This window comes from Funiculus sociatus GB2-C1 (assembly GCF_039962115.1).
Taxonomy (GTDB): domain Bacteria; phylum Cyanobacteriota; class Cyanobacteriia; order Cyanobacteriales; family FACHB-T130; genus Funiculus; species Funiculus sociatus.
This window is the reverse complement of sequence record NZ_JAMPKJ010000007.1, coordinates 77,384-102,406: the sequence shown is the minus strand read 5'-3', so window position 1 is coordinate 102,406 and position 25,023 is coordinate 77,384. Positions and strand designations below refer to the sequence as shown.

The window sequence follows — 25,023 nt, the reverse complement described above, 5'->3', positions numbered from 1 at the left end:
TGGCTAATTGTTTTTTATTAAAATAGCAATCCTATCTGAGGCATAAAATTCTTTCTTTTTCTTTTTAGAGTGCCTCGGCGGTTCGTTTTTTTACAAACCAATTAGGATTGCTATATTAGCAATTAGCAATTAGCAATTATTTTGCCGTTTCTACAGGCGCAGCCAACCACCCATCGCTGACACCAGCTTCCCGCAGCCGCATAGCACCGATATTGCGGCTGAGTACCGCTAACCCTGCCAAGTGAGCTTGCAAGCCTGCCGTACTAGCGCAGCAATCGGTTAGTATAATTGGTTCTACGCTGATGTCAAAAAGATCCATTGCAATTTTTAACACGCACATATCGGTATCGATACCGACGATGAAGATGCGCTTAATATCCTGCTTTGAGAGATAGTCTGCCAAAGAATCCGGCAGCCCGCATAGTCCCGACTTGGAAAAAATGAGGTCTTCTTCTGCAAAAGTTTCGAGTTCCGGGACAATGTTTGTGTCTGGTTCGTGGTTGCAGCCGTCCCAGTCGAGGAAGCGACTATATGGCCCATTTTCCGAGTTGATAAACCGAGTAAACAAAAGCGGTGTATAGTGCGATCGCGCGATCGCGCGGGCGATGCGTTGTGGGATGTGATGCGTGAATTCGTTGATGAAACCGGGTTGCACATCAACGACCAGTAATGGCTCGGACATTTAAATGGTCTTATATAAATTGAGGAGTCTATCTTTCATAATTAGAAGAGTTATTAAAGGAAATTTCTACCCCTCTAAAGTTATAAACCCACTTTTGTAGCCTAATTCTAGGTTAGGTTGAGGCAACCGAAACCAAACAAAGGCTCATTAATGATTGCTAGTGGCTAATTGAAGAATTACCATTAGCCATTAGCGATTAGCCATTAGCTACTTTTCAGACCAAATTGGCAATTGATTAATTTCTTCTAGGGTTAACTCCACATAGGTGATGTCATTTTCCTGGGCAATTTCTTGACCAAAATAGCCTTCTGGGCCATCGTGGGTGTGGGGGCCGCTGATACTAGCTGTATACTTGCCTCGCAGACGAGCTTGATTATATTCGCTGCCAACGTTCCACAGCCAGCGCGACGGGAAAATAATGCCGCCTATATCTTCAACCCAATCTCGACGGCCTCGCAGATGGTAGAAATGTTCGCTGGCACTAAAGCCAGTTCTGCCATTAAACACGCCACCAATCGAAACTATAATAATTTTTGCATCTAGCCACTTGTTAAGATAGCTAGCGGCACCCAAGGAAACTTCTACACCGCCACTCGTACCAGCGAGAATAATTTTAAAAGGTTTATTCTGAACCTGTGCGATAGGATACTTCGCATTCATCCGTTCGATGATGGCATCGGCAATCCCCTGATTATAAACCTCGCCATAACGAGGATCGGCTGAGATTGCGAATCGCCAGATATTGCGAATTTTGATCAGCACGTTTGCTATTCCAAACAAACCATCTGCCTTATTAGCAAAGTTCCATAGGGGCGCTAGCACTCGCTGACCTCCTAAACTTTTATTAGCTGCTGAGTAGGGGAAAACATCCCCTACGGCTACGCAGTTGGGATTAATTTTAACTATCCGGTCTAGAAACTCTTCTTCTCCGGGAGTTAATTCATTAGCAGAAAAATCTCCCACTCCTGAAAGATAAACAATGTAACAATTTATTTGGGAAGATTTAACAACAGAAGTTACCGCATTGTTAGGTGGCAGGGTATAGGGCTGGTTTTTCTTCAATCCTACAGTTTCAGCCCCTTGCCCTAGCCACCACATCAGTGTTCCCACAGGCGATATGATTCCCCAAATTAGGAGGATGAATCCCGCTAGGATCAATAACCTTAAGGTTCCACCCCGAAGCCATAGAAGTATCCGCCCAATTAGTTGCAGCATTCAAGAATGTCTAGTTACCTGATTTCATTATCATGCCGCAAAGGTTGAACTTTTTTTTGTAATCTGCTGTCTGAAACTGTATGCTATCAAGTTGTCAGCAATTGCGATCGCAGGGATTCAACGTGAGTGACCAGAAATCAAAAGGCAGTTTTGGAAAGACGCTTTGGAAGGCTCTCTCTTTGGATGCAAATTTTTATGAAAATGCTCCCAATAATCCAACAACGAATCGCATAGCCCGCACGATGGTGATTTTCGCCGCAGTGTCTCACGCTTTGGGCAGTGCAGTCATTTTATTAATTAATCGGGCATCGCTTCCTGTGCTAGTTGTTGCACTTTTGATAGATGGCATCAGCGTCATGGCAGGCTATTATTTTTGGACTCTAACTATCTCCAAGATCGGGGATTGGCTAAAGCCGAATCACGTAGCGTTTGGGGATTTGTTGATTCCGATTGGCTTTGCCTATGCTCCCCAAGTGCTGAACTTCTTAACGTTGATTCCTTTGCTGGGGCGGGGTATTGAGTTGGGGCTATCTGTCTGGAGTTTGCTGGCTGTTATTGTTGCAGTACGCCAAGGTTTAGATATTACTACGGTTTGGGCGGCGTCGATCTGTTTGGTGGGGTGGCCTCTGATTCAGATAGCGATTGGCTCTGTACAGGTACTTCAACAGGATTTAGTAGGGCGCTTTTAAGGGATTAAAAATTTAAAATGTCAGACAAGGGTGGTGCGGGACGTATTACCCGAAGCGTCGCCAGCTTAGAAGTTGGGGGAGGTTAGGCTTTGGTTTGCGGGATTTGTGTAATAAATCGTTAAAATGAGATAAATAGCTGTAAGTTAATTTTGTTAAAGTATTTTCGGAAACTGCCTTATGACTAGCAGACTTTCAGCGGTTGACGCGATCGCCTCTGCACCAATTCAAGCTCCTGAACGGTCTAGTCAAGTTGTCCGCAAACAATATCCCAATTACAAAGTCATCGTTTTGGACGATGATTTCAATACGTTTGAACACGTTCACGAGTGCTTGGTGAAGTATATTCCCCAGATGACGAGCGATCGCGCTTGGGAACACACCTACGAAGTCCACTTTGAAGGTCAAGCACTCGTTTGGGTTGGCCCCCAAGAGCAAGCAGAACTTTACCACGAGCAACTTTCTCGCGCTGGGTTAACTATGGCTCCTCTGGAAGCGGCGTGAAAAAGATAGCTAATGGCTAATAAACAATTAGCCATTAGCTATTAGCCTTTAGCCGTTAGTTATAATTGCCATTGCTTTTTCAACTGCTTGCAAGGCTTGGTCTATTTCTTGAGCTGATACAATTAGCGGCGGCACAAAGCGGATTACTTTGGGGCCTGCGGGGACGAGTAACACACCGTTAGCGATCGCTTCTTTGAGGACATCAGCACTCGTTAGCTGAGTTTCGGTATTTAATTCCATACCGTTAATTAAACCCCAACCGCGCACTTCGCTAATTTGGTCGGGATATTTAGATGCGATCGCTTTCAACCCGGCCCTTAACTGTTCGCCGCGTTCTTGCACATTAGCAAGCAGATTTTCTTTCTCTAAGGTTTGACAAACAGTTAAAGCCACAGCACAGGCAAAAGGGTTTCCGCCAAAGGTGCTGGCATGATCTCCCGGCTGGAAGACATCGCAGAACTTCTTGCACATTGTGGCACCAATCGGGATGCCGCCGCCTAATCCTTTAGCAGAAGTGAAGATATCCGGCTCAATTCCCAGATTTTCATATCCCCAGAATTTGCCGCTGCGACCCATCCCGACTTGCACTTCATCTAAAATCAGCAAGATGTCGTTGTCATCGCAGATTTTCCGCAATTCTTGGAAGTATTCGACATCGCCGGGACGCACGCCACCTTCTCCCTGCAAAGCTTCCAGCATAATTGCGGTGACGTTTTGATCGCCTTCGTCGAGGGTAGCGATCGCATTCTTGATCGCCCCAATATCGTTGTAAGGCACGTAGAAAAATCCCGGCATCAACGGGGCAAAATTTTTCTGATACTTCGGTTGACCTGTGGCGGTAATCGTCGCCAACGTGCGCCCGTGGAAGCTGGCGTGAGCAGTCAAAATAATCGGCTTTTGTATCCCTTTGACCGTGTGGGCGTATTTCCGAGCCAGTTTGATTGCCCCCTCGTTTGCTTCAGCCCCAGAATTGCAGAAAAACACCCGATCTGCACAAGAATGCTCAATTAGCCATTTTGCCAATTCCCCTTGCACCGGGATGTAATACAAGTTAGAGACATGGTGCAGCGTCTGAATTTGCCGCGTTACGGTTTCCACCAAGGCTGGGTGAGCGTGTCCGAGGGTACAAGTGGCAATTCCGGCAACAAAGTCCAAATATTCGCGCCCCTCGGTATCCCATAGGCGGCAACCCGCACCCCGTTCTAAAGCTAGAGGATAGCGCCCGTAGGTACTCATCACGGAGGTGTCAAAGCCTTCTGGATCATACGGAACAGACACACCTGACTCTGCCGGAATTGAGGGATTTTCAACCAGAGTTTCTAGACTCACTGCTTACTCCTAAAATTTTTTATCCTTATTTGGCAATCTTAAAGGGAATTTTCAAAAAGTTGTGTTTAAAGAGAACTATAAATGCTGAGAAAACAGAAACAGGCTTACTTGCGAAAGGTTAGCTGAGACGGTTAACATCGTCCACACGACTCCGGGTTGAGCCTACGATTGACCGTGAGCATTGCACTTTGTCCAATTTGCTCCCCGAAAAGGGTGATTTTGGGGAAGTACAAGCTGCGATCGCTCCTCACGTTCGTTTGTACCAATCAGCTAAATCAGATGATGCGTCTTTTATCCTTAGCGAACCCCCCCGTCTGGTGCTTTCCGCAGCCGTTTATTCTCGCTAATCTTAACGAAACAAACCAGCAGCCTCAAGCAAACATTGCAGAGTTAGTCCCGATTCTGATTATTCTCCTGCTAATTGCCACAGTTGTTGCCCTGGTGACGCAACGGCTTCGCGTTCCCTACGTCACGGGTTTAGTGTTGGCAGGTTTGCCGATTACCGAGCTATTTTCTCGTCGGATTGGACTAGATCCTTCTCTGGTTTTGAATCTTTTTCTGCCAATCCTCATCTTTGAAGCTGGCATCAATACAGATGTTAGCCGTCTCCGAAGCACGTTTAAACCAATTGCCCTCTTAGCTGGCCCAGGGGCTATACTTTCCTCTGGGATTATTGCCGTTCTGTTGAAATTTGGACTGGGGCTAGCTTGGATACCGGCGCTACTAATTGGAGTCATTCTCGCAAACACTGATACGGTTTCAATGATTGCCGTTTTTAAGGAGATACCTGTACCCTCCCGGCTTTCGACGATCGTTGAAGGAGAAACCCTATTCAATGATGCTGCCGCCCTAGTTTCATTTAACCTGATTCTGACAGTGTATTCGACAGGTTCGCTCACGATATTAGAAGGAATCCAACAACTGTTATTTGTTGCCGTGGGAGGCAGTATCGTCGGCTTAGTCTTGGGCTACTTAAGCATACCTGTATTTATTCGTTTACACGATCCGCTTAGCAGTCTCTTACTGACAGTTGCAGTTGCATTAGGAACCTTTCAGATTGGGCAATCTTTGGGGGTATCTGGTGCTGTGGCTGTGGTTGTGGCTGGATTAATTTTCGGGAACATTGGGCTTTCTCGCAGCACGTCTGCTTCCGAACGAATTGCGTTGTTGAGTTTCTGGGACTATGCCAGTTTTGCGGTCAATACTTTTATTTTTCTGCTGATTGGTGTAGAAATAAATCCAGTGACCTTCTGGAGGACTTTGCCAGCGGTTCTGCTTGCCGTTTTAGCCTACCAAATCGCGCGAGTTCTCACTGTCTATCCTCTGTTGGCTGGGGTACGTTTGTTTGACCGTCCGATTCCATTCCGTTGGCAGCACGTCCTGTTTTTAGGTAACATCAAAGGCTCTCTTTCAATGGCTCTTGCCCTCAGTTTACCTACAACACTACCGGGGCGAGAGCAGTTGATCGCTTTAGTGTTTGGTGCGGTGCTGATATCTCTCGTTGGGCAGGGGGTAAGTTTACCTTGGTTTGTACGGCGGTTGCAGTTATCTCAGTTCTCAGATTCTCGCCAGCAGGTTGAGGAATTGCAAGCTCAGTTGATTGCTTCTAAGGCGGCTCAAGATGAACTGGATAGTCTATTGAAAAAAGGGGTTTTGCCAAAAAGTGTTTACGAAGAAATCCGAGCCGCATATCAGGTACGAGTGGCAGGGGCAGAAAAAGCGCTGCGGAATCTTTATAATCGTCGTCCGGGACAATTAGTTGAAGGCGATCGCTCGAAACTTGACGCCATTAGACGACGATTGCTATTGGCAGAAAAAGGAGCGTTGAATGAGGCAATTCGGCAGCGAATTCTCTCTGAGGGAATTGTGCAAGGGCGGATAAAAACGATTGATGAACAACTGATGAAACTAGAAGATGATTAGGTACAACCGTTGATAAAATCAATGGCTTGATGTAATGACCCTGGCTTCGTCACCATTAATATCGTCGCTCCCGGTTCTAACACTGTACTCCCGTTGGGAATCTCTAAATCCATGTGGGGATGGGATTGATAACCAATAATTAAAGAGCCTGTAGGAAATTGGGGTTCTTGAGCGATTTCAGCAACGGTAAGACCGACAACATAGCACTTTTCTGGAATCGAGAGTTTTAAAACTTCTATTTGACCCTGCTCAAAGTGCATCATTGATTCTACTTCAGGATACTCAATCGCATTCACCATTGTGGAAACTCCTAAATCGACGGTACTGATGATATGAGAAGCCCCGACAAGGCGTAGAGGTTCGGCAAAATCACGGTGGCGCATTCGACTCACAATATGGGAAACGCCGTAGTGTTTAGCGAGAGTGACCATTGCTAGATTTAAGGCATCGTGCCGGAGAACGGCTGCTACGGCATCAGCTTTGTGAATCCCGGCTTCTAATAGCACTTCGGTACTGACAGCACTGCCTTCAAAAGCCATTGCGCCGACTTCTTCGCGGGCATAACGGCAGGCACTCGGATCGATATCAATTACGGCGACGGTATGCCCCAGCTCTACTAGCCGTTCCGCCAAATCCAACCCAACAAGTCCGGCTCCGCCAATGAGTACGTACATAGTTGATCTCTACGAATGTTGACTTTATGTTTCACTTTACAAGTTGGGAACAGTTATCCTGCGATGGAATCCTCATTTTTTTTACCCCTATTTTGACCTAAGTGAGTACAGGAACTGTACGCGATTCTCGGACAGCACTTGAACAAAAATATCGACGTATCCGCCAAGAGCTAATTGGCGGGACGATCGCTCTCGGCGGCGTAGCCCTCGGCGGCACTCTCTGGTATAAGCTGGTTGAGGGCTGGTCGTGGTCAGACGCAGCATATATGACTGTGATCACCTTGGCAACTGTGGGGTATGGGGAAACTAATCCTTTAGGCGATCGCGGTCGGCTGTTTACCATTACCCTGATTTTGATGGGTGTGGTCAGCATTGGTTATATCGTCAATCGGTTTACAGAAGCCCTGATCCAAGGCTACTTTCAAGAAGGAATACTACTGAGGCAACGGAGGCGTTTGGTGGATTCCTTAAATGAACATTACATCCTTTGTGGATTTGGTCGCACCGGGCGGCACATTGCTGTAGAATTTGCTGCCGAGGGAATTCCGTTTGTGATTATTGACTCTCAGCCAGAGCAAGTAGAGGAGTCTCAGGGGCTGGGTTATATTGCCGTACAGGGCGATGCTACTCTGGATGATACTCTGCATCGGGTACGAATTGAGCGGGCGATTTGTTTGGTGGCGGCGTTACCTTCGGATGCGGAAAATCTTTATACGGTGCTTTCGGCAAAAACGCTGAATCCGCAAATTCGCGCGATCGCGCGTGCTAGTACGGAAGAAGCTGTACAAAAGTTGCAACGCGCTGGGGCTGATGCTGTTGTTTCTCCTTATATTACTGGCGGTAGACGCATGGCTGCTGCTGCCCTTAGACCCCAGGTGATGGATTTTGTGGATGGGATTCTCACAGGGACAGATCGGGCTTTTTATATGGAAGAGTTTCTGATCGATCCCCAAAGTTGTCCGGTTGTTGGGCAATCTTTAAGGGAAGCGAGGTTGCGATCGCAATCTGGTGCTTTAGTTCTCGCGATTCGTCGCGCTGATGGCACTCTTATTGGCGGCCCCACTGGGGAAACTCAATTAATGCCTAAAGATTTACTAATTTGCATGGGTACGGCTGAACAATTGCGAATGCTCAGTCAAATTCTTATTCCCATCAGTTCCCGCAAGTTCCGCCCACCTAAACACACTTAAAATTAAGCTTGTGGCCAATTACTAATTACCAATTATGTCCTTCATTAATCCTAAAACTGATTATGCTTTCAAGAAAATCTTTGGTTCTCCGCAAAGTAAGAAGCTTCTGATCAGTTTCTTAAATGCTCTCCTCTATGATGCTCAACCTGCCGTCAAAGATTTAGAAATCATCGCTCCTTGTCAAGTTACCCGCGTTTCTGGCTTAAAAGTGCAATAGTAAACAAAATCTTTTTTCAATTTTTGGCTAATAAAAGGTAAAAGGTAAAAAGAAGGACTTTTTTACCTTTTACCTTTTACCTTTTACCTCCGCCGTTCTCTAAACACAATCATGTTTTGCCGCATCGTCACGTTATAACCGCTGAAAAAGTTTTGTCCTAAAAGTGGCGCTCCGGCTACTAAAACTGTAAAATCTTCTATTACAGCACCGCCTACGTCAATAGAAGATACACGTCCTACTGGTACTTCAATAGTCTCACCATTAGCTACTTTTACTCGTGTTGTACCAGTCTTGCGAAACCCTATTTGATTTGCCATCTGTGGGGTAATTATTGTTACACTTGCTCCAGTATCTACCATCATCGGGAATCTACGCCTGTTGTTAAAAGTAACTTCAACTACGGGTATTCCCGACTGCCGTCCTATAATTGGAACTTCAAATATCTGTTGGTTCCTTCTTTGTTCCAAACGCTCTCTTCTTTGAGCCAATTGGTTTGTGCTTGCGGGACGTTCATTTAGAGATGAGTCTAAAGCAGCTGCTAAAACTTTTTCAGAGGTGTCCCCATAACTGTTATAGGCAACAGTGGTAAATGCTAGTGTGCCAGATAGTAAAAGGAGTGTGGCACCAAATCGAGAATGTTTTTGGATCATGGTGTGTAATAGATGCGCTTAAGAGCGTCAAAAAGTGAGTTTTACAAAGCTAAATTTTACACTACGCTGAACTTGCAATTCGCGTAAGCAACAACTGTTTGGCTTTACTGAAGTTATGGTAAAAACAGTAACAAGAAATACCTAACTTCTCAGGAGCGGCATGACATCAGTAATCACTTTTGTTTATCGCCACAAAGTCAGAAGAGCCAAATTTATCTACAACTGAAGTCGCAGTTTTCCAGATTATTTGGCAAATTTATTTGCCAAACTCCAGATGATCCGACGCACACCGCTGACGAAAGAGCTAATCAACAAGAGCTTTCATCGATTATTAATCTAGCTTTAGGGCGTTAACTGGCACTTCGTCCCAAGAATCAACTGTCCGCAATCTAGCAATCCAACCTGCACATTTTTGAACTTCAGTCAAGTTCTGTTTATAGGAATCATGACAATCTTTTGCCTGCTCCTCATTACAACAGGCAATGCAAGCATGGATCATACCAGACGGATCGATTTGTTCGTTTACCCAAATGGTCATTAGGCCATTCCCCCTGAATTTTAAATGGATGGACTGGTTGAGTAGAGTTATTTGTTCAACTCAAGAAAAATCGCTTACCTCAAGGGCTGCACTCGCGCTTGTTCGAGGGATTTTATATTGATTTGTGCTTAATCTACTTATACCAAGTCGCGTTATCTCATACACCAGACCGTAATCGCAAGGCAAAGGTGTTTTGCAATTGTGGATTCACTTGTAAACTAATTGACCTGCATTGATACCAACACCATCAACCACAGATATACAATACCACCGTTAAATCTTAGACAAAATTGGGAACTCTAAGAAAGGAACCGGAGGCGGTAGCCTTCTTAGCGCATCACTCAACTCTTGGCTCAGCGGAGGGAAACGTCACCAAGCGTTCTGGACAGCGATCAATCCCCAAGACAAGCGCAGGAGTTAAGAATCGCCATCCTATTAGATTAACTGCGAAAGGCAGTAGGACTCTAGTTCAGTCACAAATTTAGTTTTATGAAATCTCGACTTCTCCGCTTTGCGTCCCTTTTCTTGCTAAGCCTGGTACTCGTCACAGCTTGCAATGGTACGACAATCGTAACTTCCCGCCCAGAACAGCCGCCCTTGGAAGTCGGCTACAATCTGTGGCCTGGACTGTTTCCGATAGCGATCGCATCTGAAAAAGAATTCTTCACGGCTCAAGGGGTGAAAGTCAAACCCGTCTATATCCAAAACTTTTTAGATTCGGTGTCTGAGTTCGCTGCTGGAAAATATGATGGAGTCGCCCTCACAGTAGGTAGCCTGATGAGCATTATTGGGAAAAACCCAGATGTGCAGATTGCGATCGCAACTGATGAATCGGCTGGTTCGGACTCAATTGTAGCTCGCCCGGATGTTAAAAGTGTCGCTGACTTGAAAGGCAAGCGGCTCGGAGTCAGGTTAGGCGAAGGAGAATTATTTGTGAGCGAAATGCTCCAGCAACATGGTTTGACTACCGATGATGTAACCCTAGTCAACGTAGAAGGAGAATCGGTTCCAGCACGTTTTAAGAGCGGTGATATTCAAGCAGGACATACTTGGGAACCGTACCTATCTGAAGTTACCCAATCTGGAGGGCGAGTATTATTCAGCAGTAAGGATACACCCGGTTTAATTTCAAGTGTAATTGTGTTTCGCACCTCGGTAGTACGCGATCGCCCAAAAGACGTTCAAGCATTTATTCGCGCCTGGTTTCAAGCTCAAGACTATTGGCAGGCAAATCCCGAAGAAAGTAAAGCACTGATTGCGAAAACGCTCTCCATCAAACCCGAAGAAGTTTCTACTGAGGGTGTCAAGTTGTACACCTTAAAAGACAACTTAAAAGCGTTTACTCCCGGTTCTACAACCAAGTCGTTGTACCATACCGCAAAATTGTACGCTGACTTCTATATTCGCACCGGAGGGCTAACCACTGCCCCAGATATTCAAAAACTGATTAATCCTTCTTTTGTGCAGCCGTTGCAGGCAGGAAAATGACAAAAAAATAGCATTATTTCATGCATTTAAACATCAAAAGTCATTTAATATGAAATTTCAATTTTTCCGCTTTGTGTCTCTTTTATTGCTCAGCATTGTGCTGGTTACAGCCTGCAATGGTAGAACCTCTATAACCTCTAAGCCTGAGCTTCCACCCCTGCGAATTGCCTACAATCTGTGGCCTGGATATTTCCCGATGGAAATAGCTTCAGAACAAGGATTTTTCGCAGAACAGGGGGTGGAAGTTGAACCTGTGTATTCAGAAAACTATTTAGGGGTTGTTTCTGATTTTAGTGCAGGTAAATATGATGGCATCATCGTAACATTGGGTGGTGTGATGAGCATCATTGGGAAAAACCCAGATATCCACATTGTCTTGGAAACCGATCAATCGGCTGGTGCTGACACCGTAGTGGTGCATCGGGATATTAAAAGTATGGCTGACTTGAAGGGCAAGCGAATCGGCGTGAAGTTAGGCGACTACGGAGAATTGTTTGTTGTCAAGATGCTGGAGAGCAATGGTCTTACTACCGATGACGTAACGCTAGTCGATATAGAAGGAGAAGCGATTCCAGCACACATAAAAAGCGGTGATATTCAAGCCGGACAAACTTGGTATCCCTACACATTAGAGGCAGTGAAAGCCGGAGCGCAGGTACTATTTACCAGTAAGCAAACGCCTAGGTTGATTCCGAATGTCATTGTGTTTCGTAGCAATATAATACGCGATCGCCCTGGACAGATAAGAGCATTTGTCCGAGCTTGGTTCCAAGCCCAAGATTACTGGAAAGCAAATCCCCAAGCAAGCAAAGCACTGATTGCTAAGCGGCTGAAGATTAAACCTGAGACCGTTTCAACCGATAACATTCAGCTGTCCACCTTGAAAGAAAACTTAAAGGCGTTTACTCCCGGCTCCACAGAAGAGTCGTTGTACCATACCACCAAATTGTATGCCGACTTCTCGATTCGCACCGGGGGGCTAAGCACTGCACCAGATATTCAAAAACTGATTGTTCCTTCATTTATACAGCAGTTGCAATCGGGAAGTTGACACAAAAGCCAATATGATTACATTTACTCACACGCATCAATGCAGGTCTGAATGAAATCTCGATTTCTTCGTTTTGTATCTTTTTTTCTGTTGAGCATTTTACTCATTACAGCTTGCAATCGTACAACAACGGTGACTTCCCGCCCAGAAAGTCCGCCTTTGAAAGTTGTTTACACTCTGTGGCCTGGGTATTTTCCGATAGCGATCGCTCAAGAAAAAGGGTTCCTGGCGGCTGGTGGGGTGAAAGTTGAACCTGTGTATTCAGAAAACTATCTACAGTCTATCTCTGATTTCAGTGCTGGCAAATACGATGGGATTACCCTGGCTTTGGGTAGCCTGATGAGCATTATTGAGAAAAACTCAGAGGTGCAGATTGTGCTGGTGACGGATCAATCGGCTGGTGCTGACACCGTAGTGGTGCAACGCAATATTAAAAGTGTGGCTGACTTGAAGGGCAAGCGAATCGGCGTGAAGTTAGGCGACTACGGAGAATTGTTTGTTGTCAAGATGCTGGAGAGCAATGGTCTTACTACCGATGACGTGACGCTAGTCGATATAGAAGGAGAAGCGATTCCAGCACACATAAAAAGCGGTGATATTCAAGCCGGACAAACTTGGTATCCCTACACATTAGAGGCAGTGAAAGCCGGAGCGCAGGTACTATTTACCAGTAAGCAAACGCCTAGGTTGATTCCGAATGTCATTGTGTTTCGCAGCAATATAATACGCGATCGCCCTGGACAGATAAGAGCATTTGTCCGAGCTTGGTTCCAAGCCCAAGATTACTGGAAAGCAAATCCCCAAGCAAGCAAAGCACTGATTGCTAAGCGGCTGAAGATTAAACCTGAGACCGTTTCAACCGATAACATTCAGCTTTCCACCTTGAAAGAAAACTTAAAGGCGTTTACTCCCGGCTCCACAGAAGAGTCGTTGTACCATACCACCAAATTGTATGCCGACTTCTCGATTCGCACCGGGGGGCTAAGCACTACACCAGATATTCAAAAACTGATTAATCCCTCTTTTGTACAGCAGTTGCAATCGGGAAACTGACACTTAATTAATATACTCCCATGCCGTTACAAAATCAATCGGTCTGTATGAAATCTCGATTTTTTCGCTTTCTATCTCTTTTCTTGTTAAGCATTGTACTCATCACCTCCTGTAATAGTACGACAACTGTTAGTTCCCGAAGCGAGCTTCCGACCCTGAGAGTTATCTACAATCTGTGGCCTGGAAATTTTCCGATAGCGATCGCTTACGAAAAAGGTTTCTTCACGGCTCAAGGGGTGAAAGTTGAACCCGTCTATATAGAAAACTACATAGAATCAATCTCTGCCTTCAGTGCTGACAGAACCGACGGGATCGCTACCTCTTTGGGTAGCATCATCAACATTATTGGGAAAAACCCTGACGTGCAGATTACTCAGGTGACGGATCAATCAGCGGGTGCGGACGTTTTGGTGGTGCAGCGCGATATTAAAAGTATGAAGGACTTAAAAGGCAAGCGAATCGGCACGAAATTAGGTGATTTTGGAGAATTATTTATCAGCACCTTGCTGCACAAAAATCACCTCACCACTAATGACGTGACTCTCGTCAATGTAGAACCAGAATCGGTTCCAGCGGGTTTACAAAGTGGTGACATTCAAGCTGGAAATACGTGGCAACCCTACACAGGGCAAGCGGTTAAAGCCGGGGCAAAGGTGCTACTTAGCACTAAGCAAACACCTGGATTGCTTCCGAATGTCATCGCATTTCGCACTTCGGTAGTACGCGATCGCCCTCTTCAAATACAAGCATTTATCCGAGCTTGGTTCCAAGCCCAAGATTACTGGAAGGCTCATCCAGAAGAAAGTAATGCACTGATTGCCAAAAAACTAAACCTCAAACCTGAAGAAGTTTCCACCGATGGAGTCCAGTTATACACTTTGCAAGACAATTTAAAAGCCTTTACTCCCGGTTCTACATCCGAGTCGCTGTATCATACAGCCAAATTCTACGCCGACTTCTATACTCGCACTGGAGGGCTAAACGCTGCACTAGATATTCAAAAACTGATCGAGCCGTCCTTTGTACAGCAATTACAAAAGGTAAATTGACTGTGAAACAGTTCCAACTTTATACCCTACGCACTAAGCTGATCTTTTCTTTCTTGGGTGTGGCGCTCCTCCCCTTGCTAGTACTGGCATTCTTGAATCAGCGAACCATGCAAAAGGAGCTGACAAAAAATGCCAATCAAACCCTCCTAACATCTGCCTCCCAAACGGCCCTGAGTATAGATGCCTTTATCTCCTCTAATCTAGATGCTGTCCGGGTTGAAGCTCAGTTGCCAGTCTTAGCGAAGTATTTAAGTTTACCTGCTAACCAGAGACAAAGTATCGCTTCAGAAGTCGAGGGCGCTTTGCGATCGCTCAGCCGTAAAGATACGTTGAATATCTCATCATACGCGCTGCTCGATCGCCAGGGGCGAGCTGTCATTGATACGTATACACCAGATATTGGTATAGATAAATCTGACCGAGATTACTTTGAACGACCGTTTAAAACTGGCTTACCCTATGTCTCGCCCATCGAGTTTTCCCCAACGACTAATGAGGTCAGTTTGTACTTCAGTAGTCCGGTACGGAATGCCTCTGGAAATATTATTGGTGTCTTGCATATCTGTTATAAGGCTGCCGTGATTCAGCGATTGGTTAGCCAAAATACCGACCTAGTGAGAGGAAGCGCATCTTTTGCGATTTTGCTGGACGAAAACCATATCCGTTTAGCTCACAGCAAAGCACCTGAGTTAAATTTTAAATCGGTAACACCACTCCCACCAGCTAAAGTGAAAGCTCTACAAGCAGAAGGACGGTTGCCGAAGGGTAAAACGGCAGACTTCTCGACAAATTTGCCTGCTTTTGAGCAAGGTCTAGATAACGCTGCAACATCCCCTTACTTTACAACTGCCTTATCCTCTACAAACAACGAGCCGAACGCAGCAGCAGTTACCAAGCTAAAGACGCAGCCGTGGTTTGTGGTTTTCGTCCAGCCTCAATCGGTATTTCTCGCGCCTATCGAAGCCCAAATCCGCGACACGCTGTTGCTGGCTGCGATCATTGCAGGTTTAGTCATTATCGCGGCGATTACGATCGGAGAGCTCCTGACTCAGCCGTTGATTAATCTGGCTGGGACAGTGACTCAATTCACTGCTGGCAACCTCAATGCTCGTACTTCTATCAAATCAAAGGATGAAATTGGGGTGCTAGCTTTGAGTTTCAATGGGATGGCAGAACAAGTCGGTAAATTGCTTCAAGGCTTAGAAGAGCGTACCCGCGAACTGGAAGTCAGTCAACACGTTACGGTTGCCGTCAGCGAACTGTCGAAAGCGATCCTAGACCCGGAACTGCTATTGCGGGAAGCGATCGCCTTGATGCAAAATCGCTTTGGTTTACACTATGTTCAGATATATCTATTAGATCAAACAAACAGCAAACTGGTTAGGTGGGCTGATTCTGGCAGTTACGATATACTCAGGCAAGACGAAAGTGCCTATATCTCGCTGGAGTGCGATCGCTCTATTGTCGCTCATGCCGCCAGAACACACCAACCTGTCTGGGTGGATGATATCAGTAATCTATTGACAGAAAAAGAATTACAACCTGGTCAAGGGGGTTCCGAGGTAGCAATCCCGCTGATCAGTCGTGGCACGCTTTTGGGGGTGCTTAATATCCAAGATTACCAAAGCGATCGCTTCAGCCAAACCGATCTCGATACATTCAACACTTTGGCTGGACAAATCGCCACGGCTTGGGAAAATGCTCGTTTATTTGAAAAAATTCAAAAAGCTGAAGCTAAATACCGAGACAAAGCTAAAGAGTTGGAACAAACATTATACGAGTTAAAACAAACTCAAACCCAATTGATTCAAACGGAAAAAATGTCTAGTTTGGGTCAATTAGTGGCTGGCGTAGCCCATGAAATTAATAATCCGGTTAACTTCATCTATGGCAATGTTACCCCTGCGAATGAATACCTGCAAGATTTATTGCAATTGCTGGATTTGTATCAGCAGCACTACCCCGATCCTGCCCCGGAAATTCAAACGCATATTGAAGACATTGAGCTTAACTACCTGACCGAGGACTTTCAGAAAATCTTGTCCTCTATGAGAGTGGGAGCTGAGCGTATACGTCAAATTGTTCTTTCTCTAAGAAACTTTTCTCGTTTGGATGAAGCGGACATGAAAGAAGTTGATATTCACGAGGGCATTGATAGTACGCTAGTGATTTTGCAAAATCAACTCAAAAATAAACCGGGGCATCCTGAAATTCAGGTGATTAAAGAATATGGCGAATTGCCCTTGGTCGAGTGCTATGCCGGACAAATCAATCAAGTATTTATGAATTTACTCACGAATGCGATTGATTCTCTAGATGAGTACAACCGTAAGCGATCGCTAGAAGAAATTAAAGACGATCCCGGCACTATCTGGATTTGCACCAAGGTTGTAGACCGCAATCAAGTAGAAATCCGGATTATAGACAATGGTTTAGGTATTACACCAGAGGTTAAGCAAAGACTATTCGATCCTTTCTTCACCACGAAAACTGTTGGTAAAGGGACTGGGCTTGGCTTAGCGATTAGCTACCAAATTATTGTTGAAAAACATAAGGGAAATTTAGAGTGTATTTCTGTACCCGGAAAAGGGGCTGAATTGGCGATAAAGATTCCGATTAGAGTTTAAAATAAGTGTTTTTTTAAGAGAGCGATCGCGTTTAGCAATCTCATACCACTAATTCTCTATTAGATACACATAGTACACTGTTTTTGTCAACCTGCTATTAGAAACCTAACCCCCAACCCTTTTCCCGGAATAGCTGCTTTAATCTTTACCAGGGGTTACATAGATCGAATGCCAGAGTCAATCATTCATTCCGGGCGCTCGTCCATGCAGATTAGTGAAATCAAATGCCTACGCCTCCGCCCTAGTATTAGTAAGCTTTCTATTACTAATTAATGCGGTAATATCTTCTTGGTTAGCCGAGCGTTTTCGGCAATCACGAATTTGGGTAACGTAAGTCTGACGGGGGACAACCCCGTCAGACGGCTGTGTCCTCGATCCGCTTTCTAGTGAAGTGGTAGAGGATTTAATCGTCACCCATAATCTGGCACAGGCAAAGCGCATTGCTGATGGTGTGGCGCTATTTTGGGTTCAAAATGGCGCTGGACAATTGATCGAATCCGGTTCAGTTACCCAGATATTTGCATCCCCACAGCACCCTCTAACGGCTGCCTACGTCACTGGCAGAAGAGGTTAATGGTGCAGATGCTAGGTTGGTGAGGGATTCGCCAGCCACTCGGCAAATCCGCCAGTCGGGTAAGACATCTGCACCAATGCGCTCATAGAAAGCGATCGCGGGTTGATTCCAATCCAGCACGCTCCACTCCATCCGGCCGCAGCCACGGTCAACTGCAAGCTTTGCCAAATAGCTAAAAATCTGTTTACCAATACCTTGACGACGATATGCGGGGAGAACAAACAAGTCTTCCAGATAAATTCCCGGCTTGGTGAGAAACGTCGAATAGTTATGAAAAAACAGGGCAAACCCGACCGCTTGCCCATTATATTCAGCTATAATCGCCTCCACATAGGGTTTAGAGCCGAATAAGTGTTCTTTCAGGTCGTTAGCATTGCCAGTGACAGCATGAGATAGTTTTTCATACTCTGCCAGCCTCTCAATCAAGCGAAACAGCACTGGCACATCAGCTGGAGTAGCTGGGCGCAAATTCAAATCATTGATCATTTGTTAATAGCTAATAGCTAATAGCTAATTGTAAATTACCATTAGCTATTAGCTATTAACTTAACTAAGCCAGCCTTTCAAGCGTTTAGCGACTTGAGGACGGCGCAGTTTCCGCATTGCTTTGCTTTGAATCTGACGCACTCGTTCGCGGGAAAGATTGAACAAACAGCCGACTTCTTCTAATGTGTAGGGTTCGCTGCTAGTTAAACCATACCGCAGAGAGATGACATCTTTTTCGCGCTCTGTGAGAACGTCTCCTAAGACTTCCCAAATTTCCTGACGCATCATCGCTTCGCTCATTTGTTCTTCAGGAGATTGGTTATCACCATCTTCCAGAAGATCCATCAGTTCGGTTTCTTCACCCTTACCTATGCGATGATTTAGAGAAAGCGATCGCCTCCGCAACTGCAACAACTGCCGCAACTGATTTGGCTCAATTTCTAGAGCCTTCGCCATTTCCTCTTCTGTCGGATTGCGGTGCAATTCTTGCTTTAATTCCCGCTGCGCTTTTTTGAGTTTATTCAGCTTCTCAACAATGTGGATTGGCAAGCGAATTGTCCGAGCATCATTCGCAATTGTCCGGGTAATTGCTTGACGAATCCACCAATAGGCATAGGTAGAAAACTTATAACCTTTGTCTGGGTCGAATTTTTCCGTCGCGCGGTTTAATCCGAGTGCGCCTTCCTGAATCAAATCCAGAAATTGAACGCCCCGATTTAAATAACGTTTAGCAATAGAAACAACCAAGCGCAGGTTTGAGCGAATCATCTTCCTTTTCGCTACTCTACCGCGATAAAGGTGATGCTCAAGCTGCCTTTCCGTCATGCCATCTGCTGCTGCTATTTCTGCCTTTGTAGGCTTGCGTCCCAACTCCTCTTGCAATTTTTCTTGAAGCGCCTCTATTTTTACTAAAAATTGGACGCGATGCGCTAACTCTACTTCTTCCTCTGGTTTCAGAAGTGGATAGCGTGCCATCTCTTTAAAGAAAGCTCCCACTGTGTCGTCGGAAACGGTTTTGCGGTAGCCGGAAGGGCGACCAGCCGCTAATTTATCCACTTCCTCTGAGATTTCAGCTTCGACACTGCCTATTTCATCAGATTCCTCTAGATGGTGTTGGGGAATATCTGCAAAATCGTTATCAGATATAGATTCCAGAGCGTCACTTGGGTTCAGTTCAGCAATATTCATAACAAGGTCTGAGTCGGTATTGGATAAAGCGAGTGTGTTTAGATGATTGCTCTCTTTGTACATATCCATGACGGACTGAAGACAAGCTCTATAAGCAAAGAATCAAGGCTCAATTTTTATTTCTCCTTTTTACTTCTCTGCTATTTTTGTTGTTCGTTTATCTGATAATGACTTAAGCAAATCAGCTACCAGTATTGAAACAATCAAAATGTCTTTTTCCCACCTGTTGAGAAAGCAAATTGCTTTTTTAGGCTACCAAAATATTCTTTTCTGATTGTTCTCCTGATTACAGAATATATAATTCCTTTAGATTTGGTGGAGATTCGGATAAAAAATCAGGAGAAATGAAGGTAAAGCTTTAGTCTATCAGACGGTTGCCTTTAGCTTTCACGTCGTGGATAAAATTCCTTGAAATAACTTATAGCAAATGCTTATGTTTGGGATTTTTGATAGTTTTGCTGCCTCCTGTTGTAACTAAGCGATTCTAAAAGTTTTTAAAATTTAATTGGTTATGCCAACAGGATCTCATATAATTATTAGCTTCGCTCTCTATCAATAGGGAGAAAAACACACATGCGCTCTTTGCATGATAGATAGAGGGTAGCAAATTTACTTAGGACTGGGGGTTAGGGACTAGGCGCTGGGGACTAGGGGCTAGGGAATAGGGGCTGGGGACTAGGGATTAAATAAGACTCATTGATGTCAATTTAAGAAGAGCTTGGCGGTTAAAACCGCAGCTATACAGACAAAACCCCGATGGTGCGAGGGTTTCAAAAGTCTTGATTTTCCGTTAGCCAAGGCAGGCGGATTTGGTTTTTGTAGCCGCGAATTCATTCGCCGGGGCTTAAGTTGACTTTTCCCAATCCCCAATCCCCAATCCCCAGTTCCCAATCCCCAATCCCTGAAAGGTCAACAGCCAGCTAAAATTAACTGGTTACAGTAAGCGCCAGGAAGGGGTTTGCCGGGTGATGGCATCCGACTGCCAAGGTGGAGGGGAAAGAGTATGTCGTCAAATCCCAATTTCGTGCTACAAGGCAGTGCGCTGGAGAGTAGAGCGTCCTACCAGTCTGGTTCTCCAGAGAATCGGTGGGTTGAAGTGCTGGTAGATTGTCCAGAGGCAGAAGCGCAAAAGAAATTGTATACGTACCGCTTGCCAAGTGAGTTGCAAGTGCAGCCGGGGGATATTCTGAGTGTGCCGTTTGGGGCGCAGGTGCTGGGAGCGATCGCTATCCGCATAAAAGACGCACCACCACCGGAACTGAATAGCGCCAAAATAAAGGATGTTGAGGATGTGGTCAGTGCTGGGTTTTTCCCGCCTAGCTACTGGCAGCTGCTCAACCGAGTAGCTGAATATTACTATACTCAGTTAATTCAAGTGATTCGGGTAGCATTGCCACCAGGATTGCTAGGGCGATCGCAGCGAAGAATCCGCCTTATTAAAAAAGACAAGGGAGATTTCCCAATCCCCAATCCCCAATCCCCAATCCCCAATCCCCAATACCTTAGTCCACTGGCTCGCCAAATTCTAGAAATCCTGCAAGCTCAAAGTGCTGGAGACTATAGTTTCGCCTACCTGCAACGTCAAGTCAGAGGAGCATATCGAGCAGTACGGGAGTTATTGCGGAATAACTTGGTAGAAAGTTACCTAGAACCGCCAAGAAAAGGACGCCCAAAGTTACAGAAAGCAGTAACGCTAGTTGTGGATGTCTTCCCGATGGATGTGACACAACGCCAACGAGAAATTTTGGAAGTGCTGCGAAGACGCGGCGGTGATTTATGGCTGACAGAGTTGCTGCAAATTTGCAACGCCAGTTCATCCACTGTCAAGACCCTGGAGCAAAAAGGTTGCGTTGTAATTCAAGAGCGGGAGATGTTGCGGAGTGCAGCAGAACCCGCTTTAGCTGAGGATCAACCGAAAGAGTTGACAAATGACCAAGCTCAGGCATTGGAAGTTATCACAAATTTATCTGGGTTTGCTGAGGTGCTGTTGCATGGGGTGACGGGGAGCGGGAAGACAGAGGTATATTTACAAGCGATCGCGCCCATCTTAGAATCAGGGCAATCAGCACTCGTTCTAGTGCCAGAAATTGGTCTTACGCCTCAGCTAACCGACCGATTCCGCGCCCGTTTTGGCAATAAAGTCTGCGTTTATCACAGCGCCCTTTCCGATGGCGAACGTTATGATACTTGGCGGCAAATGCTCGCAGGTGCAGCTCAAGTAGTAATTGGCACCCGTTCAGCCATCTTTGCCCCCTTACCGCGACTGGGGCTGATAATCTTAGATGAAGAACACGACTCCAGCTTTAAGCAAGACCAACCAGCGCCAACCTACCACGCCCGCACCGTCGCTACTTGGCGTGCTGAGTTGGAAAATTGCCCCCTACTTTTAGGTTCCGCCACACCCTCTTTAGAAACCTGGGTGAATATTAACCAGGGGTTCAGCCGAGAGTCTGGGATTGAGGGAAGCCCCAATCCCCAATCCCCAATCCCTAATCCCCAATCCCCAATCACCCATTACCTCTCATTACCAGAACGCATTCAATCGCGTCCGCTACCACCTGTAGAAGTAGTAGATATGCGCTCTGAGTTGCAGCAGGGGAATCGATCCATTTTTAGTCGGTCGCTGACTGAGGGACTGCAACAACTGCAAGAACGAGGACAGCAGGGGATTTTATTTATCCATCGGCGGGGACACAGTACCTTTGTTTCTTGTCGCAGTTGTGGGTATGTGGTGGAGTGTCCGCACTGCGATGTTTCTCTGGCGTATCACCACACCCATGAGGATGCGGCGGAATTGTTACGATGTCACTACTGTAACTTTGTGCGATCGCATCCTCAATCCTGTCCCGAATGCGGTTCCCCCTACCTGAAATTTTTCGGCAGCGGTACCCAGCGAGTCGCCCAAGAATTAGCGCAAGCTTTCCCCCAATTGCGTTTCATCCGATTCGATAGCGACACCACCCGCACCAAAGGTGCTCACCGAACCCTGCTGACCCGCTTTGCTAATGGGGAAGCCGATTTGTTAGTGGGGACTCAAATGCTTACCAAAGGCCTAGATTTAGCTCAGGTGACACTCGTGGGAGTTGTCGCTGCCGATGGTTTGCTAAATCTACCCGACTACCGAGCTTCAGAAAGAGCATTTCAAACCTTGACACAAGTTGCAGGTCGTGCTGGTCGAGGCAATGACCCCGGTCGAGTAATTATTCAAACTTACACCCCAGAGCATCAAGTAATTCAGGCAGTACGCCGTCACGAGTACCAGTCTTTTATCGAGACAGAATTACAACAACGAGAGGCGCTGAACTATCCCCCCTACGGGCGTTTAATTCTATTGCGGCTAAGCAGCACTGATGCCGCGCAAGTTCAGGAAACTGCCGAAATGTTGGCAGCAACGCTTACTCAGAAAGATGAGGATAGCACTGGTTACGAGATATTAGGGCCAGCACCCGCTAGTATCTTACGGGTGGCGAATCGATACAGATGGCAAATTATGCTGAAGTTTGCGCCGGATTCGCTGCCACATTTGCCAGATTTTAATCAATTGCGTCTTCTTTGCCCGTCCTCTGTCAGCTTGACAATTGATGTTGACCCACTGAATTTGATGTGATGGGTGATGGAAAGTTAGAAGTTATTAACTCTTAACTCCTAGCTATTTCCAATTACCAATCCCCTAAGTTAGCTCGTCGGGATTAACGCCCATTGCTCTTAACCTTTCTGCCAAGCGTTCAGCGCGTTCTTCTGCCAGTTGGTTACGCTCCCACCCTGTGAGCAGGAGCTTCCCTTCGTGATCCCACCAACGCAACCACGGGAGTTCCATATTCATATATTGACCCTGCCAAATGCCCAATTCTACCCCTAAAGGCTCGATGGGATAGTGTCCGCGCTCGTTAGGCTGCATCACATGATAGCGCCCGTTAATTAATTGGTACACTTCCACTCGTGCCAGATTTACTTCATAGATGCCATAGAAGGGAACGCGAATCGCCTGCTCGTAAACCCAAAATTTGCCAGTTATCGGCGTTCTGTCTCGTTCTTGGGAACCATCCCCTGAGACAAACTCCAGCACAATCAGAGGTGCAACGTATTCTTGCCACAAGACATAAGAACGCCGCACTTTACCATTCAAAGTTGGCGGGACATTCGGCACATAAAACCAGTCTGGTGCTTCTGCTCCTCTTTCTGGGGGTTCTGTTATCCGCCAATAGATACCGCTATCTTGACCGATGCAGTATTGACTATCGGGATGCAGTTGCACTAAGACTGGCTCTATAGAGTCTGTCAGTAGAATGCTCTGAGGATGTTCTTGTAAGTTTTTCACAAATGTGCCATCCGACTCTGGTAACTGAGTGTGGTCGGGAAGGGTGAAACCGACGGCAAATGGTGTCTCGGCTGAGGTCATGGGCTGCCCTCTGGATGTAGCGGTTTACCAATTAATATTGCACATTTCTAGAATATAGTTTTCATTACAAGTAGATAAAATTAATTTGAATTTGGCACAGCGAGTAGGGAAAATTAAAAAGATATTTCAGTTCTTATTGCTTAAATGATGCGCGTAATTGGTTTGATAAGCGGCACATCAGTGGATGGTATTGATGCTGCTTTAGTGGAAATTTCTGGTAAAGACTTGGATATAGAAGTGACTTTGTTAGCTGGAGCTACCTATCCTTATCCAGATGCTTTGTCCAAGCAAATTCTAGAAGTTTGTGGCGGAGCATCTTTGTCAATGGCAGAATTTGCCCAATTAGATGATGCGATCGCATACGTTTTTGCACAAGCCGCCCAAAACATCCAAAACGGCAACCCGACCGCCGAATTAATTGGCTCCCATGGCCAAAATGTTTACCACCGCCCGCCCACAGACGATTTGGAATTGCCGATTTTAGATTCTGGATTAAAAAAAATCCCAAATCCCAAATCCAAAATGGGGTACAGTCTGCAATTAGGTCGGGGTGCCTTAATTGCCCATCTGACAGGCATTCCAACTGTAAATAATTTCCGGGCTGCGGATATTGCCGTCGGTGGACAAGGTGCGCCTATGGTGCCAGCAGTAGATGCTTATTTATTGAGCCACCCCGACAAGCACCGATGTGTCCAAAATATCGGCGGTATCGGTAATGTCGCTTATCTACCAGCGCGTCAGGGCAACTGGCTAGAAGACATCCGAGGCTGGGACACCGGGCCGGGAAATGCGCTTCTAGACTTAACGGTGCAGCATTTTACCAATGGAAGCAAAACCTACGATCAAGACGGTGCGTGGGCGGCAACAGGTACTCCCTGTAAGGCGTTGGTTGACCAATGGCTAAGCCAAGACTACTTCCAGCAGTCACCCCCCAAATCTACGGGTCGAGAGCTATTTAGCTTTGAATATCTACAACACTGTATAGCAGACGCTTCGGCTTATGAGCTTAGTACCGCTGACTTGTTGGCAACGCTGACTGAACTCACCGCTGCGTCAATTGTCCACAGCTACCGGACTTTTCTGCCTCGGATGCCCGACGAGGTGTTATTGTGTGGTGGCGGCAGCCGCAATCTTTACTTAAAGCAACGCCTACAAGCAACTCTGGAGCCTGTTCCGGTGTTAACAACGGATGAAGCTGGTGTGAATGCCGATTTTAAAGAAGCGATCGCCTTCGCCGTTTTAGCATACTGGCGTAATCTAGGAATTCCCGGCAACCTTCCCCAAGTCACAGGTGCTAAGAAAGCAGTGCTGTTGGGCGATGTCCATCTTCCCCACAACTCAAAAGACGCAAGGTGAGGAATTATTAATTCAAAACTCAAAACAACAGACGCGATTTATTGCGTCTGTACAATCCCAGTTCTTCGCTCTCGTGAGTAATAATACTAAAATCAGCGAGGGCATAAAGCCACAAAAGTATATGGGATTATTCGTCACAATAGT

At 45.9% G+C, this 25,023-nt stretch carries 20 protein-coding genes and 2 pseudogenes; 13 read left to right on the top strand and 9 right to left on the bottom strand.

Annotated features, from left to right (window positions below):
- Positions 1 to 136: 136 nt before the first annotated feature.
- Entirely contained in the window at positions 137 to 682 is a 546-nt protein-coding gene (locus NDI42_RS05530) for a cysteine hydrolase family protein (RefSeq protein ID WP_190422489.1), read from the bottom strand.
- Positions 683 to 889: 207 nt separating this feature from the next.
- Entirely contained in the window at positions 890 to 1,897 is a 1,008-nt protein-coding gene (locus NDI42_RS05525) for a hypothetical protein (RefSeq protein ID WP_190422491.1), read from the bottom strand.
- 80 nt (positions 1,898 to 1,977) lie between these two features.
- Between NDI42_RS05525 and NDI42_RS05520 the strand changes: the two genes are divergently transcribed.
- A complete protein-coding gene (locus tag NDI42_RS05520; RefSeq protein ID WP_199295496.1) occupies positions 1,978 to 2,586 on the top strand; it encodes a hypothetical protein in 609 nt (202 codons plus the stop codon).
- A gap of 177 nt (positions 2,587 to 2,763) precedes the next feature.
- A complete protein-coding gene (clpS, locus tag NDI42_RS05515) occupies positions 2,764 to 3,087 on the top strand; it encodes an ATP-dependent Clp protease adapter ClpS (RefSeq protein WP_190422493.1) in 324 nt (107 codons plus the stop codon).
- A gap of 48 nt (positions 3,088 to 3,135) precedes the next feature.
- On the opposite strand, the gene NDI42_RS05510 is transcribed toward clpS, so the two are convergent.
- Complete coding sequence (locus tag NDI42_RS05510) at positions 3,136 to 4,416, bottom strand: acetylornithine/succinylornithine family transaminase (protein WP_190451872.1); 1,281 nt, start codon at positions 4,414 to 4,416, stop codon at positions 3,136 to 3,138.
- A 279-nt stretch (positions 4,417 to 4,695) separates the two neighbouring features.
- Here NDI42_RS05510 and NDI42_RS05505 point away from each other — a divergent pair, with 279 nt between their 5' ends.
- Positions 4,696 to 6,339: a cation:proton antiporter domain-containing protein gene (locus NDI42_RS05505; RefSeq protein WP_199311004.1), complete on the top strand. Its 1,644-nt coding sequence runs from the start codon at positions 4,696 to 4,698 to the stop codon at positions 6,337 to 6,339.
- On the opposite strand, the gene NDI42_RS05500 is transcribed toward NDI42_RS05505, so the two are convergent.
- Positions 6,336 to 7,013: a potassium channel family protein gene (locus NDI42_RS05500; RefSeq protein WP_190451870.1), complete on the bottom strand. Its 678-nt coding sequence runs from the start codon at positions 7,011 to 7,013 to the stop codon at positions 6,336 to 6,338. The genes NDI42_RS05505 and NDI42_RS05500 overlap by 4 nt on opposite strands.
- A 101-nt stretch (positions 7,014 to 7,114) precedes the next feature.
- Here NDI42_RS05500 and NDI42_RS05495 point away from each other — a divergent pair, with 101 nt between their 5' ends.
- Both NDI42_RS05495 and NDI42_RS05490 read left to right on the top strand, forming a co-directional pair.
- Entirely contained in the window at positions 7,115 to 8,203 is a 1,089-nt protein-coding gene (locus tag NDI42_RS05495) for an NAD-binding protein (RefSeq protein WP_190451868.1), read from the top strand.
- A 34-nt stretch (positions 8,204 to 8,237) separates the two neighbouring features.
- Positions 8,238 to 8,411, top strand: a pseudogene (locus NDI42_RS05490) (PD-(D/E)XK nuclease family transposase); the annotation flags it as partial.
- Between the two features lie 92 nt (positions 8,412 to 8,503).
- Here the strand turns inward: NDI42_RS05490 and NDI42_RS05485 are convergent.
- Both NDI42_RS05485 and NDI42_RS05480 read right to left on the bottom strand, forming a co-directional pair.
- Positions 8,504 to 9,070: a retropepsin-like aspartic protease family protein gene (locus tag NDI42_RS05485; protein ID WP_190422501.1), complete on the bottom strand. Its 567-nt coding sequence runs from the start codon at positions 9,068 to 9,070 to the stop codon at positions 8,504 to 8,506.
- Positions 9,071 to 9,401: 331 nt separating this feature from the next.
- Positions 9,402 to 9,608, bottom strand: coding sequence for a glycogen debranching protein (locus NDI42_RS05480; RefSeq protein WP_190422503.1), 207 nt, complete (start codon positions 9,606 to 9,608; stop codon positions 9,402 to 9,404).
- A gap of 489 nt (positions 9,609 to 10,097) precedes the next feature.
- On the opposite strand from NDI42_RS05480, the gene NDI42_RS05475 reads away from it, so the two are divergent.
- From NDI42_RS05475 to NDI42_RS05450, 6 genes and pseudogenes are all read left to right on the top strand, one after another.
- The gene (locus tag NDI42_RS05475; protein ID WP_190451866.1) at positions 10,098 to 11,096 is read left to right on the top strand and encodes an ABC transporter substrate-binding protein; all 999 of its coding nucleotides are present in this window, start codon (positions 10,098 to 10,100) and stop codon (positions 11,094 to 11,096) included.
- A gap of 49 nt (positions 11,097 to 11,145) precedes the next feature.
- Entirely contained in the window at positions 11,146 to 12,147 is a 1,002-nt protein-coding gene (locus NDI42_RS05470) for an ABC transporter substrate-binding protein (RefSeq protein WP_190451864.1), read from the top strand.
- Positions 12,148 to 12,198: 51 nt separating this feature from the next.
- On the top strand, positions 12,199 to 13,200 hold the full coding sequence (locus tag NDI42_RS05465; protein ID WP_190451862.1) for an ABC transporter substrate-binding protein: 1,002 nt from the start codon (positions 12,199 to 12,201) through the stop codon (positions 13,198 to 13,200).
- 47 nt (positions 13,201 to 13,247) lie between these two features.
- A complete protein-coding gene (locus NDI42_RS05460) occupies positions 13,248 to 14,249 on the top strand; it encodes an ABC transporter substrate-binding protein (RefSeq protein WP_190451860.1) in 1,002 nt (333 codons plus the stop codon).
- Between the two features lie 2 nt (positions 14,250 to 14,251).
- Complete coding sequence (locus NDI42_RS05455; RefSeq protein WP_190451859.1) at positions 14,252 to 16,876, top strand: ATP-binding protein; 2,625 nt, start codon at positions 14,252 to 14,254, stop codon at positions 16,874 to 16,876.
- Between the two features lie 370 nt (positions 16,877 to 17,246).
- Positions 17,247 to 17,450 (top strand): annotated as a pseudogene (locus NDI42_RS05450) (phosphate ABC transporter ATP-binding protein); the annotation flags it as partial.
- Here the strand turns inward: NDI42_RS05450 and NDI42_RS05445 are convergent.
- A complete protein-coding gene (locus NDI42_RS05445) occupies positions 17,415 to 17,936 on the bottom strand; it encodes a GNAT family N-acetyltransferase (protein WP_190422522.1) in 522 nt (173 codons plus the stop codon). The pseudogene NDI42_RS05450 and the gene NDI42_RS05445 overlap by 36 nt on opposite strands.
- Positions 17,937 to 17,996: 60 nt before the next feature.
- Positions 17,997 to 19,124 carry an RNA polymerase sigma factor, RpoD/SigA family gene (locus NDI42_RS05440; protein ID WP_190451858.1) on the bottom strand — a complete coding sequence of 376 codons (1,128 nt, stop codon included), beginning with the start codon at positions 19,122 to 19,124 and terminating at the stop codon, positions 17,997 to 17,999.
- A gap of 1,003 nt (positions 19,125 to 20,127) precedes the next feature.
- Here NDI42_RS05440 and priA point away from each other — a divergent pair.
- Positions 20,128 to 22,731 (top strand): primosomal protein N', encoded by a 2,604-nt coding sequence (gene priA / locus NDI42_RS05435; RefSeq protein WP_190451857.1) that lies wholly within the window; start codon positions 20,128 to 20,130, stop codon positions 22,729 to 22,731.
- A 63-nt stretch (positions 22,732 to 22,794) separates the two neighbouring features.
- On the opposite strand, the gene NDI42_RS05430 is transcribed toward priA, so the two are convergent.
- Positions 22,795 to 23,523, bottom strand: a complete 729-nt coding sequence (locus NDI42_RS05430; RefSeq protein WP_190451856.1) for a Uma2 family endonuclease — start codon at positions 23,521 to 23,523, stop codon at positions 22,795 to 22,797.
- A 144-nt stretch (positions 23,524 to 23,667) separates the two neighbouring features.
- Here NDI42_RS05430 and NDI42_RS05425 point away from each other — a divergent pair, with 144 nt between their 5' ends.
- On the top strand, positions 23,668 to 24,879 hold the full coding sequence (locus tag NDI42_RS05425) for an anhydro-N-acetylmuramic acid kinase (RefSeq protein ID WP_190451854.1): 1,212 nt from the start codon (positions 23,668 to 23,670) through the stop codon (positions 24,877 to 24,879).
- Positions 24,880 to 25,023 lie beyond the last annotated feature (144 nt).